We start from the raw sequence: 13,069 nt of genomic DNA, 5'->3' as shown, positions 1-13,069 counted from the left end.
GTTAATAACATGAAAGTTAAAGTACTGTCCCTCCTGGTACCAGCTCTGCTGGTGGCGGGCGCAGCGAATGCGGCTGAAATTTATAATAAAGACGGCAACAAATTAGACCTGTTTGGTAAAGTTGATGGCCTGCACTACTTCTCTGACGACAAAGGCAGCGACGGTGACCAGACCTACATGCGTATCGGCTTCAAAGGCGAAACGCAGGTTAACGATCAGCTGACCGGTTATGGCCAGTGGGAATATCAGATTCAGGGCAACCAGACTGAAGGCAGCAACGACTCCTGGACGCGTGTGGCGTTTGCGGGTCTGAAATTCGCTGACGCAGGTTCCTTCGATTATGGTCGTAACTACGGCGTAACCTATGACGTGACCTCCTGGACCGACGTTCTGCCGGAGTTCGGCGGCGACACCTACGGCGCTGACAACTTTATGCAGCAGCGTGGTAACGGCTATGCCACCTACCGTAACACCGACTTCTTCGGCCTGGTGGATGGTCTGGACTTCGCGTTGCAGTATCAGGGCAAAAACGGCAGCGTGAGCGGTGAAAACACTAACGGTCGCAGCCTGCTGAACCAGAACGGTGACGGTTACGGCGGATCGCTGACCTATGCAATCGGCGAAGGCTTCTCTGTCGGTGGCGCTATCACCACGTCTAAACGTACTGCCGATCAGAATAACACCGCTAACGCTCGCCTGTATGGTAACGGCGATCGCGCCACGGTTTACACCGGCGGCCTGAAATACGATGCGAACAACATCTATCTGGCAGCGCAGTATTCTCAGACCTATAACGCAACCCGTTTTGGTACCTCTAACGGTAGCAACCCGTCCACCTCTTACGGTTTTGCCAACAAAGCGCAGAACTTTGAAGTGGTTGCTCAGTACCAGTTCGACTTTGGTCTGCGTCCGTCTGTGGCTTACCTGCAGTCTAAAGGTAAGGACATCAGCAACGGCTACGGCGCCAGCTATGGCGACCAGGACATCGTAAAATATGTTGATGTCGGCGCGACTTACTACTTCAACAAAAACATGTCCACCTATGTTGATTACAAAATCAACCTGCTGGATAAAAACGACTTTACCCGCGATGCGGGCATCAACACCGACGACATCGTAGCGCTGGGTCTGGTTTACCAGTTCTAATCAGCAAAAGATGTTGCTAAAGGGCCTGCGGGCCCTTTTTTCATGCCTTATTCCGGCGTACAAATACGACGTTTTGATATACGCTTGCGTCCATTCGAATGAGGATAAACAGCGATGAAAATGACTTTTGGCCGGGCCGTGTGTCTGGCGGCGGCTTTTTTACTTATGGGCTGCGATGAGGCTCCCGAAACGACAACAGCGTCACCTGCCGCTCAGGTGCTGGAAGGTAAAACGATGGGGACTCTCTGGCGGGTGAGCGTGGTTGGTATCGATGCGAAACGCGCCGCAGAGTTACAGACTAAAATCCAGACTCAGCTTGATGCTGATGATTGGTTGCTTTCTACCTATAAAAATGACTCCGCGTTGATGCGTTTTAACCATTCACGCAGTCTTGCGCCCTGGCCGGTCAGCGAAGCCATGGCGGATATCGTGACCTCGGCGCTGCGTATTGGCGCGAAGACGGATGGCGCGATGGATATCACCGTGGGCCCGCTGGTCAATCTGTGGGGGTTTGGGCCGGATCGGCAGCCGCTGCATATCCCAACACCAGCACAAATCGATGCGGCAAAAGCGAAAACAGGCCTGCAACATTTGCAGGTTATCGACAGGGCTGGACATCAGTTTTTGCAAAAAGATCTGCCGGATCTTTATGTTGATCTCTCCACGGTCGGGGAGGGCTATGCGGCGGATCATCTGGCGCGTCTGATGGAGCAGGAGGGCATTGCGCGTTATCTGGTCTCGGTGGGCGGCGCATTAAGCAGTCGCGGGATGAATGCGCAGGGGCAGCCGTGGCGCGTCGCGATTCAGAAGCCGACCGACCGGGAAAACGCAGTGCAGGCGATTGTGGATATCAACGGGCATGGCATCAGCACCTCCGGCAGCTACCGTAACTATTACGAGCTGGATGGCAAGCGTGTCTCGCACGTTATCGATCCGCAAACGGGGCGCCCCATTGAACACAATCTGGTATCGGTTACGGTCATCGCGCCAACGGCGCTGGAAGCGGACGGCTGGGACACCGGCCTGATGGTGCTTGGTACGCAAAAGGCGCAAGAGGTCGTGCGGAGGGAAGGGCTGGCGGTATTTATGATCATGAAAGAAGGTGAAGGCTTTAAAACCTGGATGTCGCCGCAGTTCAAAACGTTCCTGGTGAGCGATAAGAATTAAAACGCAAGATTACGGGTTTTTGTGGGCGGATTTACGGACACACTGCATGTAAGCAAGCACTATGCTTAATGAAGGAGTCTATGATGAAAAAAGCGTTACTTACCGATGATGAATGCTGGCTGCGGGTGCAGGCGCGCGATGCCAGCGCGGATGGGCGTTTCGTTTTTGCGGTGCGAACCACCGGCGTTTTTTGCCGCCCTTCTTGTCGCTCGAAGCGGGCGTTACGTAAAAATGTTCGCTTTTTTGCCAACGCGCAGCAGGCGCTGGACGCCGGTTTTCGCCCCTGCAAGCGCTGTCAGCCGGATAATGCGCGCGCGCAGCAACGGCGGTTGGATAAGATTGCCTGCGCCTGCCGTTTGCTTGAGCAGGAGACGCCGGTAACGCTGGCGTCTCTGGCGCAGGCGGTGGCGATGAGCCCGTTTCATCTGCACCGTCTGTTTAAAGCGAGCACCGGAATGACGCCGAAAGGGTGGCAGCAGGCGTGGCGCGCCCGGCGGCTGCGTGAGGCGTTGGCGAAAGGAGAGCCGATCACGGCGGCTATTTACCGCGCCGGCTTCCCGGATAGCAGTAGCTACTACCGTCATGCCGACCAGACGCTGGGCATGACGGCAAAACAGTTTCGCAAAGGCGGCGATAATGTCTCCGTTCGCTATGCGCTGACGGACTGGGTTTACGGACGGTGCCTGGTGGCGGAGAGCGAGCGGGGGATTTGCGCGATTCTCCCCGGTGATAGCGACGACGCGCTACTGGCTGAATTACACACCCTTTTCCCGGCGGCCCGCCACGAACCTGCTGACGCGCCTTTTCAGCAACGGGTGCGGCAGGTTGTCGCGGCTATCAACACACGCGATGTGCTGCTCTCGTTGCCGCTGGATATTCAGGGAACCGCGTTTCAACAGCAGGTCTGGCAGGCGTTATGCGCAATTCCCTGCGGCGAAACCGTAAGCTATCAACAGCTTGCCGCGACTATCGGCAAACCCACGGCGGTACGCGCGGTCGCCAGCGCGTGCGGCGCGAATAAACTGGCGATGGTGATCCCGTGTCATCGGGTCGTGCGTCGCGATGGTGCACTCTCCGGTTATCGTTGGGGCGTGCGTCGAAAAGCGCAGCTATTAAAGCGAGAAGCGCAAAAAGAGGAGTAGCAATGCTGGATCTATTTGCTGATGAAGCGCCCTGGCAAGAGCCCCTGGCGCCTGGCGCGGTGGTGTTGCGCCGCTTTGCGTTTCGCGCGGCGCAGTCGCTATTAGACGATATCGGGTTTGTCGCCAGTCAGTCTCCGTTTCGTCAGATGGTGACGCCGGGCGGCTACACCATGTCGGTGGCGATGACCAACTGCGGCGCGTTAGGGTGGACCACCGATCGTCACGGTTATTGTTATGCCGTGCGCGATCCGTTGACCGATAAACCCTGGCCTGCGCTGCCGTTATCGTTTGCCAGCGTATGTCGTCAGGCGGCAATCGCGGCAGGGTATGCGAGCTTCCAACCGGACGCCTGCCTGATCAATCGCTACGCGCCCGGCGCTAAACTGTCGCTGCATCAGGATAAAGACGAGCCGGATCTGCGCGCGCCTATTATCTCAGTTTCGTTGGGGGTGCCGGCGGTTTTTCAGTTTGGCGGCCTGCGTCGCAGCGACCCGATCCAGCGGATCTTACTGGAGCATGGCGATATCGTGGTCTGGGGCGGCGAGTCCCGGCTGTTTTATCATGGTATCCAGCCGCTTAAAGCGGGCTTTCATCCCATGACCGGTGAATTTCGTTACAATCTCACCTTCCGTCAGGCAGCTGAAAAAGAATAAAAATAAGAATTATTATTGCTGTGCAGGTGGAGTTAGTTAAACTGCGGGCTGTTATTATCGGTCCGGGTTGTAAGCATGGAACTTCTTATTCTTGTCTGGCGGCAGTACCGCTGGCCATTTATTAGCGTGATGGCGCTGAGCCTCGCCAGCGCGGCGCTGGGGATTGGCCTGATCGCGTTTATCAATCAGCGCCTGATTGAAACGGTGGACACCAACGTTATGGTGCTGCCGGAATTTCTCGGCCTGCTCCTGTTGCTAATGGTCGTCACATTAGGTTCCCAACTGGCGCTCACCACTCTGGGACACCATTTCGTTTACCGCCTGCGCAGCGAATTTATCAAGCGCATTCTGGATACGCACGTTGAACGCATTGAGCAACTGGGCAGCGCCTCTTTACTGGCCGGTCTGACCAGCGATATTCGCAATATTACTATCGCCTTTGTGCGTCTGCCTGAGCTGGTGCAGGGCATTATCCTCACCGTCGGCTCGGCGGCGTATCTGGCGATGCTATCGACAAAAATGCTGCTGGTTACGGCTATCTGGATGGCGGTCACTATCTGGGGCGGATTTGTGCTGGTGGCGCGGGTTTACCAGCATATGGCGACCCTGCGCGAGACCGAAGATAAGCTGTACAACGACTATCAGACGGTGCTGGAAGGACGCAAAGAGCTGACGCTAAACCGCGAGCGTGCGGAGCAGATTTTTCAGCAATGCTATATCCCGGACGCCAAAGAGTACCGTCATCACATTATCCGTGCCGATACTTTTCACCTGAGCGCCGTCAACTGGTCGAATATCATGATGCTGGGGGCGATAGGCCTGGTCTTCTGGATGGCGAATAGTCTCGGCTGGGCGGATACCAACGTCGCGGCGACCTATTCACTGACGTTGCTGTTCCTGCGCACGCCGCTGCTGTCTGCGGTGGGGGCGTTGCCAACGCTACTGACCGCACAGGTGGCGTTTAATAAACTGAATAAATTCGCGCTCGCCCCGTATAAGCCTGATTTTCCACAGCCGAAAGCCTTTCCCGACTGGAAGACGCTGGAGCTGCGCAACGTGGTTTTCCACTATCAGGATAACGCGTTTTCCGTGGGGCCCATCAACCTGACGATTCACCGCGGCGAACTGCTGTTTTTAATTGGCGGCAACGGTAGCGGGAAATCGACGCTGGCCATGTTATTGACCGGTTTATACCAGCCGCAATCGGGAACGATTTTACTTGACGGTCAACCTATTGCCGCCGGGCAGCCGGAAGATTATCGCAAACTGTTTTCTGCGGTGTTCACCGATGTGTGGTTATTCGACCGCCTGCTGGGGCCGCAGGGGAAACCCGCCAATCCCGCTCTGGTCGAAAAGTGGCTTGAGCACCTGAAAATGACGCACAAGCTGGAGCTAAACGACGGGCGCATTTTGAATCTTAAACTGTCGAAAGGGCAAAAAAAGCGCATTGCGCTGCTGCTGGCGCTGGCGGAAGAGCGCGATATTATTTTGCTGGATGAGTGGGCCGCCGATCAGGACCCGCATTTCCGCCGGGAATTTTATCAGGTACTGTTGCCGTTAATGCAGGAAATGGGCAAAACCATTTTCGCCATCAGCCATGATGATCACTATTTTATTCACGCCGATCGTCTGCTTGAAATGCGTAACGGACAGCTAACCGAACTCACCGGCGACGAACGTGACGCCGCTTCGCGTGATGCGGTTGCGCGTACTGCGTAATGGATTATGGCGCCGGATAAACCGCCTGATGGCAGCCCGTAGGCCTGATAAGATGCCACGCGTCGCCACCAGGCTGCGGGCGGGTTTCCAGACGTGTTTTAAAAAGAACCCCGGAGCGCTGCGTGAGTCGGCGTGTTCAGATGCCCGGTAAGTGTGACCGGGCAGCGTAACATTATCGCGTGACGGCGTTCTGTACGTTAGCGTCCGCTTTCCAGATGCGGTATTTCACGTCCACATTCGCCGGGGTATACACCACGATCGGCAGCTTGCTGTTGTAGCGCAGCATCCCGTCTTCACCCAGCCAGGCGGTGACGAATTTTTGCTCTTTCTTACCTTCAGGGCAGGCCATCATGGTTGATACCGGAGAGGTGACGTTATCAAAGACATAATAGTCGTAGCCCCAGCCTTCCAGCGTTTTTGTTTCCAGCGTGCCGCCGAGACGATGCTGGTTACAATCCACATTCAGCGTTTGACCAATCAACAGTTCCACTTTGAGGGTAGATTCATCCTGCTGAGGGGTAAGGGTTATCACTTGCCGCTTCATTCCTTTTTCCGCCTGCGGATAGGGGGCGATTTTTTCCAGCGGCTGGGCGGTATCGCCATTGTTAGCCCAGGCAGAGGCGCTGGCGAGGGCGGCGAAGACGACGGCAGGGACAAACATCTTCATTTGATTGTTCACAGTATTTCCTTTCTGCTGTTTTCGGTATGCACGGGCAACAGATTAACACATTCATGTTATCTATTAATCTGTATTTACTCATATTTTCAAGATTATTAATAAAATAGCGTCTTTTTATATAGTGGAATATTCCGATATTGATAATGTAAATGAAATTATCAACTATTGGTGATTTTCGTTATATAAGCATCTATATAACTCATTGAAATGTGAGAAAAAGCACGTTTACGGGTCTTTACCTGGCACTCTTTTGATCCGGCAACAGCATTTACCTCTATCGGGGTATGCATCTCTTACACATCCTGAAATATCTTATTTACAAAAACAACTACTCATAAATTGTACGGTTTTTATTGGTATTCACTCCCTATGGAAGCGTGTCGTTATGGAAGGGCGATATCATGGTTGATTTATCCCGTCGAAGCATGTTGACCGGCAGTTGGCGCAACGCCAGCAATGGGATTCTTCCGCCGTGGGCCAGAGAAACAACCTATTTTCTCGCACATTGTCTGCGTTGCGACGCCTGCATCCAGGCGTGTGAGGCCGACATCCTGCAGCGAGGGGCGGGGGGATATCCGAGCGTAGATTTCAAACGGGGCGAGTGCAGCTTTTGTTATGCCTGTGCGCAGGCCTGTACTGAATCGCTTTTTCTTCCGCGCCACACCAGGGCCTGGGATCTGATTTTTACGCTCACGGAAAACTGCCTCGCCAGGCAATCGGTTGAATGCCATCGCTGCCAGGACAGTTGTGAACCTATGGCCATTACCTTTCGTCCCACGCTATCCGGCATTTACCAGCCGCAGCTTGACTCGCAGGCCTGTCACGGATGCGGGGCGTGTGTGGCTATCTGTCCCGTGTCAGCCATCAAAGCGGAGAACCACCATGCGCACTAACTGGCAGGTCTGTAGCCTGGTCGTGCAGGCCAAAAGTCAGAACATCGCCGCCATTGGCACACAGTTGAACACGTTGCCGGGTTGCGAAGTCGCGTTTAGCGACGTTGAAAGCGGGCAACTGATCGTGGTGGCGGAAGCAGATCAGAGTGAAACGCTGATGCAAACAATTGAGTCAGTACGCAATGTCGAGGGCGTACTGGCGGTGTCGCTGGTTTATCACCAGCAGGATGAGCAAGGTGAGGAAACACCATGAAACTCAGTCGTCGTAGCTTTATGAAAGCTAACGCCGTTGCGGCCGCTGCGGCGGCTGCCGGTCTGAGCGTGCCGGGCGTCGCCCGCGCCGTTGTCGGGCAGCAGGAAGCCATCAAATGGGATAAAGCGCCGTGCCGTTTTTGCGGAACGGGTTGCGGTGTGTTGGTGGGAACGCAGCAGGGCCGTGTGGTCGCCTGCCAGGGCGACCCCGACGCGCCGGTCAACCGTGGTCTGAACTGCATTAAAGGCTACTTCCTGCCCAAAATCATGTACGGTAAAGATCGTCTGACGCAGCCGATGCTGCGCATGAAAGACGGCAGCTATCACAAAGACGGCGAGTTTACGCCGGTGAGCTGGGAACAGGCCTTCGATGTGATGGAGGAGAAGTTTAAAACCTCCCTGAAAGAGAAAGGACCAGAAGCGATCGGCATGTTTGGATCGGGTCAATGGACCATCTGGGAAGGCTATGCCGCCGCGAAACTGTTCAAGGCTGGTTTCCGCTCTAACAACATCGACCCGAACGCGCGTCACTGCATGGCCTCGGCGGTGGTGGGCTTTATGCGCACCTTTGGCATGGATGAACCGATGGGCTGCTACGACGATATTGAGCAGGCCGATGCGTTTGTGCTGTGGGGTTCCAACATGGCGGAGATGCACCCGATTTTATGGTCGCGCATCACTAACCGCCGTTTGTCCGACCCGAACGTGAAGGTTGCCGTCCTCTCCACCTTCCAGCACCGCAGCTTTGAACTGGCGGACAACGGTATTGTCTTTACCCCGCAAAGCGACCTGGTGATCCTTAACTATATCGCGAATTACATTATTCAGAACAACGCGGTAAATCAGGATTTCTTCACAAAGCATGTGAATCTGCGTAAAGGGGCGACGGATATCGGCTACGGCTTACGCCCGACGCACCCGCTGGAAAAAGCGGCGAAGAATCCGGGCTCCGACGCTTCCGAGCCGATGAGCTTCGACGAGTATAAAGCCTTCGTGGCGGAATATACGTTGGACAAGACTGCTGAAATGACCGGCGTGCCGAAAGATCAACTGGAACAGTTGGCACAGCTCTACGCCGATCCGAATAAGCGCGTGATCTCTTACTGGACGATGGGTTTTAACCAGCATACCCGCGGCGTGTGGGCGAATAACCTGGTTTACAACCTCCATCTGCTGACCGGAAAAATCTCCCAGCCTGGCTGCGGTCCTTTCTCGCTGACCGGCCAGCCTTCCGCCTGCGGTACGGCGCGTGAAGTGGGAACCTTCTCACACCGTCTACCCGCAGACATGGTCGTGACGAACGAAAAACACCGTGATATCTGCGAAAAACACTGGCAGATCCCCGCTGGCACTATCCCGGCAAAAGTGGGTTTACATGCGGTGGCGCAGGATCGCGCGTTGAAAGACGGCAAGCTGAACGTCTACTGGGTAATGTGTAATAACAATATGCAGGCCGGGCCGAACATCAATGAAGATCGGATGCCGGGCTGGCGCGATCCGCGTAACTTTATCATTGTCTCCGATCCTTACCCGACGGTGAGCGCGCTGTCTGCGGATCTGATCCTGCCGACCGCCATGTGGGTTGAGAAAGAAGGCGCTTACGGCAACGCCGAACGCCGCACGCAGTTCTGGCGTCAGCAAATTAAAGCGCCGGGCGAAGCCAAATCCGACCTCTGGCAACTGGTGCAGTTCTCCCGTCGTTTTAAAACCGAGGAGGTCTGGCCGGAGGCGTTGCTGGCCCAGAAGCCGGAGCTGCGCGGTAAAACGCTGTATGACGTTCTGTTCGCCACGCCGGCGGTCAGCAAATTCCCGCTGAGCGAGCTGAAAGAGGATCAGTTAAACGATGAGTCTCGTGAGCTGGGCTTCTATCTGCAAAAAGGGCTGTTTGAAGAATACGCCTGGTTTGGACGTGGCCACGGGCACGATCTGGCGCCGTTCGACGATTACCACAACGCGCGCGGTCTGCGCTGGCCGGTCGTCGAAGGCAAAGAGACGCAATGGCGTTACAGCGAAGGCAACGACCCGTATGTAAAAGCGGGGGAAGGGTACAAATTCTACGGTAAACCGGATGGCAAAGCGGTGATCTTCGCGCTGCCATTTGAACCCGCGGCGGAGTCGCCGGACAACGAGTACGATCTGTGGCTTTCCACCGGTCGCGTGCTGGAACACTGGCATACCGGCAGTATGACGCGCCGCGTGCCTGAATTGCATCGCGCCTTCCCGGAAGCGGTGGTCTTTATTCACCCGCTGGATGCGAAAGCGCGCGATCTGCGTCGTGGGGATAAGGTTAAAGTGTCGTCCCGCCGCGGCGAAGTGATTTCGATTGTCGAAACGCGTGGACGTAACCGTCCGCCGCAGGGACTGGTGTATATGCCGTTCTTCGATGCCGCTCAGCTAGTGAACAACCTGACGCTGGATGCGACGGACCCGCTCTCTAAAGAGACGGACTTCAAGAAGTGCGCCGTTAAGCTGGCGAAGGTGTAACGCGTTATGTCCCGTACAGCGAAACCCCAAAATGGCCGCCGCCGCTTCCTGCGTGATGTTGTGCGCACTGCGGGCGGGCTGGCGGCGGTTGGCGTGGCGCTGGGCTTGCAACAGCAAACCGCGCGCGCAACGGGCGTGCGGCTGCGTCCGCCTGGCGCGCTGAATGAAAATGTCTTCGCCAGCGCCTGTGTGCGCTGTGGGCAGTGCGTTCAGGCGTGTCCATACGACACGCTAAAACTGGCGACGCTGGCCTCCGGGCTATCGGCAGGCACGCCCTATTTCGTCGCTCGCGACATCCCCTGCGAAATGTGTGAAGACATTCCGTGCGCCAAAGTCTGCCCCAGTGGGGCGCTGAATAAAGATATCGCCTCCATTGATGACTCGCGCATGGGGCTGGCGGTGCTGCTGGATCAGGAAAACTGCCTCAACTTTCAGGGGCTGCGCTGCGACGTTTGTTACCGCGAATGCCCGAAAATCGATGAGGCCATCACGCTGGAGCTGGATCGCAACATGCGCACCGGCAAACATGCGCGCTTTCTGCCCACCGTACACAGCGACGCCTGTACCGGCTGCGGCAAATGCGAAAAAGTCTGCGTACTGGAGCAACCAGCGATAAAAGTGTTGCCGTTGTCATTGGCGAAAGGGGAGTTAGGACACCATTACCGCTTCGGCTGGCTGGAGGGGAAAGATGGCAAATCGTAAACGCGACGCCGGGCGAGAAGCGCGGGCGAAAAAAGGCTGGTGGCGTAGCCACCGTTGGCTGGTGTTACGCCGTATCAGCCAGTTTATGGTGCTGGGGATGTTTCTCAGCGGCCCGTGGCTGGGCTTTTGGGTTTTGCATGGCAACTACAGCAGTAGTTTGCTGTTCGATACCCTCCCGTTGACCGATCCGCTGATTACCCTGGAAAGTCTCGCCAGTGGACATCTTCCCGCTACCGTGGCGCTGACGGGAGCAGTGATTATCGCTGTGCTGTATGCGCTGGCGGGAAAGCGATTATTTTGCAGTTGGGTTTGCCCGCTAAACCCCGTTACCGATTTGGCTAACTGGATGCGCAGGAAATTTGACCTGAACCAGTCTGCGACGATTCCACGCCATATACGGTACGTCCTTCTGGTGGTGGTGTTAATCGGTTCGGCGTTGACCGGCACGCTGCTGTGGGAATGGATTAATCCCGTGTCGCTGTTAGGTCGTAGTCTGATTATGGGATTTAGTAGCGGCGCGTTGCTGATTATTGCTTTGTTTTTATTTGATTTATTAGTCGTTGAGCACGGTTGGTGCGGGCATATTTGCCCGATGGGCGCGCTGTATGGCGTGCTGGGCAGTAAAGGCGTAGTGACCGTGACGGCCAAAAAACGTGAGAAATGTAATCGCTGTATGGATTGTTTTCATGTTTGCCCGGAACCGCATGTGCTACGTGCGCCGGTGCTGGATGAGCAAAGCCCGGCGCAGGTCGCTCACCGCGACTGCATGACCTGCGGTCGCTGCGTGGATGTCTGTTCTGAGGATGTTTTTACAATAACGATACGCAACATCATTCGGGATGCATCGCGGCGGTAAGCGAGGAAATCTCCAGGAGCATAGATAACGATGTGACTGGGATTTTGGAGCGCAGCCAACAAAGAGGCAGCTCGAAGGATGAAGTGTAAATGCGATGGAGTTCGGGAGCGAAACAATGAAAAGCCATGACCTGATGAAAGCGCTGTGTCAATGGATGGCCACGCTTGCCCTGGTGGTAAGTGGTGCGGTTTGGGCGGCAAACGGAGTGGATCTGAGCCAGTCGCCGGAAGTATCCGGGACGCAGGAAGGGGCGATTCGTATGCCGAAAGAGCAGGAGCGTATGCCGCTAAATTACGTCAACCAGCCGCCGATGATCCCGCACAGCGTCGAGGGCTACCAGGTGACGACCAATACCAACCGCTGTCTGCAATGCCACGGCGTGGAAAGTTATCGTACGACGGGCGCGCCGCGTATCAGTCCGACGCACTTTATGGACAGCGACGGTAAAGTGTCGGGCAACGTCGCGCCGCGTCGTTATTTCTGCCTGCAGTGCCACGTACCGCAGTCTGATACCGCGCCGATTATCGACAATACCTTTACCCCCTCGCAAGGTTACGGGAAATAAGAGGTCATTATGGAAAATTCTAACCGTAAACCCGGCTGGATAAAGCGCGTCTGGCGATGGTGGCGCAGCCCCAGCCGCCTGGCGTTGGGGACGCTGTTGTTAATCGGTTTTATCGGCGGCATCATCTTCTGGGGCGGCTTCAATACCGGCATGGAAAAGGCTAACACCGAAGAGTTTTGTATTAGCTGCCATGAAATGCGCAACACGGTGTATGAGGAGTACATGGAAACCGTCCACTACAACAACCGTAGCGGCGTTCGTGCCACCTGTCCTGACTGCCATGTGCCGCATGAGTGGGGGCCGAAGATGATCCGTAAGATCAAAGCCAGTAAAGAGCTGTATGCGAAGGTATTTGGGCTGATAGATACACCGCAGAAATTTGAAGCTCATCGCCTGACAATGGCACAAAATGAGTGGCGGCGCATGAAAGACAACAACTCGCAGGAATGCCGTAACTGCCACAATTTCGACTTTATGGATCTGACCGCGCAAAAAGGCGTCGCGGCGAAAATGCACGATCAGGCGGTAAAAGACGGACAGACCTGTATCGATTGCCACAAAGGGATCGCGCATAAACTGCCGGATATGCGTGATGTTAAACCAGGTTTCTGACAGGACGTTGATGAGTGGGAATGCTTGAAGCCAGAGATCTGTACTGCGAGCGGGACGAGAGGACGCTGTTTCGCGGGCTGTCGTTCACCGTGGACGCCGGGGAGTGGGTGCAGGTCACCGGCGGCAACGGCGCCGGAAAAACCACCCTGCTGCGCCTGCTGACCGGGCTGGCGCGCCCGGACGGCGGGGAGGTGTACTG

14 protein-coding genes are annotated in these 13,069 nt (G+C 55.6%); 13 read left to right on the top strand and 1 reads right to left on the bottom strand.

Annotated elements, in window-relative coordinates:
* The first annotated feature begins 9 nt into the window (after nt 1-9).
* The 5 genes from J4617_RS13285 (at nt 10) to J4617_RS13265 (ending at nt 5,827) form a co-directional block, all read left to right on the top strand.
* Nucleotides 10-1,146: a porin OmpC gene (locus J4617_RS13285; RefSeq protein ID WP_000865526.1), complete on the top strand. Its 1,137-nt coding sequence runs from the start codon at nt 10-12 to the stop codon at nt 1,144-1,146.
* Nucleotides 1,147-1,260: 114 nt separating this feature from the next.
* Entirely contained in the window at nt 1,261-2,313 is a 1,053-nt protein-coding gene (gene apbE, locus J4617_RS13280; protein WP_017466150.1) for an FAD:protein FMN transferase ApbE, read from the top strand.
* Nucleotides 2,314-2,393: 80 nt separating this feature from the next.
* Nucleotides 2,394-3,455 (top strand): bifunctional DNA-binding transcriptional regulator/O6-methylguanine-DNA methyltransferase Ada, encoded by a 1,062-nt coding sequence (ada, locus tag J4617_RS13275; protein ID WP_000975970.1) that lies wholly within the window; start codon nt 2,394-2,396, stop codon nt 3,453-3,455.
* 2 nt (nt 3,456-3,457) lie between these two features.
* Nucleotides 3,458-4,108, top strand: a complete 651-nt coding sequence (gene alkB, locus J4617_RS13270) for a DNA oxidative demethylase AlkB (protein ID WP_000884988.1) — start codon at nt 3,458-3,460, stop codon at nt 4,106-4,108.
* A gap of 75 nt (nt 4,109-4,183) precedes the next feature.
* Nucleotides 4,184-5,827 (top strand): multidrug ABC transporter permease/ATP-binding protein, encoded by a 1,644-nt coding sequence (locus tag J4617_RS13265; RefSeq protein ID WP_000421574.1) that lies wholly within the window; start codon nt 4,184-4,186, stop codon nt 5,825-5,827.
* Between the two features lie 172 nt (nt 5,828-5,999).
* Here the strand turns inward: J4617_RS13265 and eco are convergent, their stop codons facing one another.
* Entirely contained in the window at nt 6,000-6,494 is a 495-nt protein-coding gene (gene eco / locus J4617_RS13260) for a serine protease inhibitor ecotin (RefSeq protein ID WP_021000536.1), read from the bottom strand.
* 413 nt (nt 6,495-6,907) lie between these two features.
* Between eco and napF the strand changes: the two genes are divergently transcribed.
* The 8 genes from napF to J4617_RS13220 form a co-directional block, all read left to right on the top strand.
* The gene (gene napF / locus J4617_RS13255; protein ID WP_017466149.1) at nt 6,908-7,399 is read left to right on the top strand and encodes a ferredoxin-type protein NapF; all 492 of its coding nucleotides are present in this window, start codon (nt 6,908-6,910) and stop codon (nt 7,397-7,399) included.
* Nucleotides 7,389-7,652 (top strand): chaperone NapD, encoded by a 264-nt coding sequence (gene napD / locus J4617_RS13250; protein ID WP_208290697.1) that lies wholly within the window; start codon nt 7,389-7,391, stop codon nt 7,650-7,652. The genes napF and napD overlap by 11 nt, the downstream gene beginning before the upstream one ends.
* Nucleotides 7,649-10,135 carry a nitrate reductase catalytic subunit NapA gene (gene napA / locus J4617_RS13245; RefSeq protein WP_000778097.1) on the top strand — a complete coding sequence of 829 codons (2,487 nt, stop codon included), beginning with the start codon at nt 7,649-7,651 and terminating at the stop codon, nt 10,133-10,135. The genes napD and napA overlap by 4 nt, the downstream gene beginning before the upstream one ends.
* Before the next feature lie 6 nt (nt 10,136-10,141).
* Nucleotides 10,142-10,837, top strand: coding sequence for a ferredoxin-type protein NapG (napG, locus tag J4617_RS13240; RefSeq protein ID WP_000091679.1), 696 nt, complete (start codon nt 10,142-10,144; stop codon nt 10,835-10,837).
* Nucleotides 10,824-11,693 (top strand): quinol dehydrogenase ferredoxin subunit NapH, encoded by an 870-nt coding sequence (gene napH / locus J4617_RS13235; protein WP_017466148.1) that lies wholly within the window; start codon nt 10,824-10,826, stop codon nt 11,691-11,693. The genes napG and napH overlap by 14 nt, the downstream gene beginning before the upstream one ends.
* A 115-nt stretch (nt 11,694-11,808) precedes the next feature.
* Nucleotides 11,809-12,258, top strand: coding sequence for a nitrate reductase cytochrome c-type subunit (napB, locus tag J4617_RS13230; RefSeq protein WP_000835182.1), 450 nt, complete (start codon nt 11,809-11,811; stop codon nt 12,256-12,258).
* Between the two features lie 9 nt (nt 12,259-12,267).
* Nucleotides 12,268-12,870: a cytochrome c-type protein NapC gene (gene napC / locus J4617_RS13225; RefSeq protein ID WP_000431778.1), complete on the top strand. Its 603-nt coding sequence runs from the start codon at nt 12,268-12,270 to the stop codon at nt 12,868-12,870.
* 20 nt (nt 12,871-12,890) lie between these two features.
* The coding region (locus J4617_RS13220; RefSeq protein WP_024135816.1) for an ATP-binding cassette domain-containing protein at nt 12,891-13,069 on the top strand (179 nt) is incomplete at its 3' end.

Origin of the sequence: Salmonella sp. 32010601201800023SM (genome assembly GCF_017572235.1) — a bacterium.
Classification (GTDB): Bacteria; Pseudomonadota; Gammaproteobacteria; order Enterobacterales; family Enterobacteriaceae; genus Salmonella; species Salmonella enterica.
Note: the sequence above shows the minus strand (reverse complement) of the source record. Positions and strands in the feature narration are given on the sequence as shown.

Coding starts and splice junctions, on each gene's coding strand:
- eco (WP_021000536.1), bottom strand. CDS start 6,494: ATGAAGATGTTTGTCCCTGCCGTCGTCTTCGCCGCCCTCGCCAGCGCC.
- napF (WP_017466149.1), top strand. CDS start 6,908: ATGGTTGATTTATCCCGTCGAAGCATGTTGACCGGCAGTTGGCGCAAC.
- napA (WP_000778097.1), top strand. CDS start 7,649: ATGAAACTCAGTCGTCGTAGCTTTATGAAAGCTAACGCCGTTGCGGCC.
- napD (WP_208290697.1), top strand. CDS start 7,389: ATGCGCACTAACTGGCAGGTCTGTAGCCTGGTCGTGCAGGCCAAAAGT.
- alkB (WP_000884988.1), top strand. CDS start 3,458: ATGCTGGATCTATTTGCTGATGAAGCGCCCTGGCAAGAGCCCCTGGCG.
- J4617_RS13285 (WP_000865526.1), top strand. CDS start 10: ATGAAAGTTAAAGTACTGTCCCTCCTGGTACCAGCTCTGCTGGTGGCG.
- J4617_RS13265 (WP_000421574.1), top strand. CDS start 4,184: ATGGAACTTCTTATTCTTGTCTGGCGGCAGTACCGCTGGCCATTTATT.
- ada (WP_000975970.1), top strand. CDS start 2,394: ATGATGAAAAAAGCGTTACTTACCGATGATGAATGCTGGCTGCGGGTG.
- napC (WP_000431778.1), top strand. CDS start 12,268: ATGGAAAATTCTAACCGTAAACCCGGCTGGATAAAGCGCGTCTGGCGA.
- napB (WP_000835182.1), top strand. CDS start 11,809: ATGAAAAGCCATGACCTGATGAAAGCGCTGTGTCAATGGATGGCCACG.
- napH (WP_017466148.1), top strand. CDS start 10,824: ATGGCAAATCGTAAACGCGACGCCGGGCGAGAAGCGCGGGCGAAAAAA.
- apbE (WP_017466150.1), top strand. CDS start 1,261: ATGAAAATGACTTTTGGCCGGGCCGTGTGTCTGGCGGCGGCTTTTTTA.
- napG (WP_000091679.1), top strand. CDS start 10,142: ATGTCCCGTACAGCGAAACCCCAAAATGGCCGCCGCCGCTTCCTGCGT.